Source organism: Paenibacillus ehimensis NBRC 15659 (assembly GCF_004000785.1).
Classification (GTDB): domain Bacteria; phylum Bacillota; class Bacilli; order Paenibacillales; family NBRC-103111; genus Paenibacillus_G; species Paenibacillus_G ehimensis.
Map to the genome: position 1 here is coordinate 1 of NZ_BILX01000175.1, position 1717 is coordinate 1717.

The 1717-nt window shown below is 41.1% G+C and carries 2 protein-coding genes; both read left to right on the forward strand.

All coding sequences use genetic code 11. From position 1 onward, the window contains the following. Window positions 1-108 precede the first annotated feature (108 nt). Window positions 109-519: an IS200/IS605 family transposase gene (gene tnpA / locus PEH01S_RS34165; protein ID WP_127490446.1), complete on the forward strand. Its 411-nt coding sequence runs from the start codon at window positions 109-111 to the stop codon at window positions 517-519. Between the two features lie 2 nt (window positions 520-521). After that, complete coding sequence (tnpB, locus tag PEH01S_RS34170; RefSeq protein WP_127490445.1) at window positions 522-1613, forward strand: IS200/IS605 family element RNA-guided endonuclease TnpB; 1092 nt, start codon at window positions 522-524, stop codon at window positions 1611-1613. Window positions 1614-1717 lie beyond the last annotated feature (104 nt).

Genomic DNA, 1717 nt, shown 5'->3' on the forward strand with positions numbered 1-1717 from the left:
ACATTTTCATGTATCGCGGTGACCGCTAGATCATGAAGGTTTTTTTGAATGTTTCCGTTAGATAAGAAAGTTTTTTCTAACATAAAGTGGTATGATTAACCATAGGTGATGGTTTTGAGGAGATCAGTAGAAAGTAACCACAATATCGTATTTGACTGTAAATATCACGTTGTCTTTTGTCCAAAGTATCGTAAAAAGGTTTTGAAAGAGCCGGTAGATATTCGATTAAAAGAATTGTTTCTTGAAAAGGCAATAGAACTACGTGCTGAGATTGTTGAAATGGAAATCATGCCTGATCATGTTCATCTGCTCATCAAATGCGATCCGCAATTCGGAATTCACCGAGTCGTTAAACATTTGAAGGGCTATACCTCCAGAGTTTTGCGGATGGAATTTAGGCATCTCACAAGCAGACTTCCCTCGCTATGGACAAACGCTTACTTTGTTGCCACAGTTGGAACGGTTCAATTGGATGTGATTAAGAAATACATTGAGTCTCAAAAGGAAAGGAGTGATTGAATATGCACAAAGCCTACAGATTTCGTTTGTATCCAAACAAAGTACAGGCGATACTCCTAAACAAGACAATTGGATGTACTCGCTTTGTGTTCAATCATTTCCTTGCCGAACGAAAAAATGTATACGAACAAGAAAAGAAAACGTTGAATTACAACGATTGTTCCGCCCTGCTCACGCAACTCAAAAAAGAAATCGAATGGTTAAGAGAAGTAGATTCGACTGCTTTGCAATCCGCATTAAAAGATTTGGACTCTTCGTACAAAAAGTTTTTCAAACAGAAAAAGGGCTATCCCAAATTCAAAAGCAAGAAAAATCCAAAGCAATCCTACACATGCAAAATGAACATCAAAGTAGAAGGGAATCGCATCAAACTCCCTAAGCTTGGATGGGTTGCATTTGCCAAGTCCAGAGAAGTACAAGGGCGCATCCTTTCAGCTACGATTAGACGCAATCCTTCAGGCAAATACTTTGTAGCCGTTCTATGTGAAACAGAGAGTGAACGATTTCCAAAAGTAGAACAGTCAGTCGGGGTTGACCTTGGGATCAAGGATTTCGCCATTCTCTCTACTGGTGAAAAGGTGAAGAATCCAAAATCCTATCGCAAGTATGAAAAGCAACTTGCGAAGTGGCAACGTATTCAATCACGTAGACAAAAAGGCGGTAAAAACCGTAACAAAGCACGTATCAAAGTGGCTCGACTCCATGAAAAGATCGCCAATATCCGAAATGATTTTCTGCATAAATTGTCAACTAAGCTGATCCGCGAAAACCAAGTGATCTGTTTGGAGGACTTGCAAGTGGAAAATATGATCAAAAACCACAAATTAGCAAAATCTATTTCCGATGCTTCTTGGTCTATGTTTCGGACGCTGTTGGAGTATAAGGCGGAATGGTACGGCAGAACAATCTCTATTGTTGGGAAGCAATTCCCTTCCAGCCAACTCTGTTCCACTCTTCATTGCGGCTATCGCAACAAAGATGTAAAACACCTGAACTTGCGACAGTGGACATGTCCAGAATGCGGAGTACAACATGACCGTGACCAGAACGCTGCCATCAATATTGAGCAAGAAGGACTTCGATTGTTGGCGTAACCAACCAACTGAACTGTGGGGCACACAGGGATAGCTTGGTGAATTTCACTCCGTTAGGAGTGACTACCCAAGAATCCCCTGCCTTTAGGCATGGGGAGTGTCAA

Bases quoted from the DNA above. Each gene is read 5' to 3' on its own strand.
- tnpA (WP_127490446.1), top strand. From the start codon at position 109: ATGGTTTTGAGGAGATCAGTAGAAAGTAACCACAATATCGTATTTGAC.
- tnpB (WP_127490445.1), top strand. From the start codon at position 522: ATGCACAAAGCCTACAGATTTCGTTTGTATCCAAACAAAGTACAGGCG.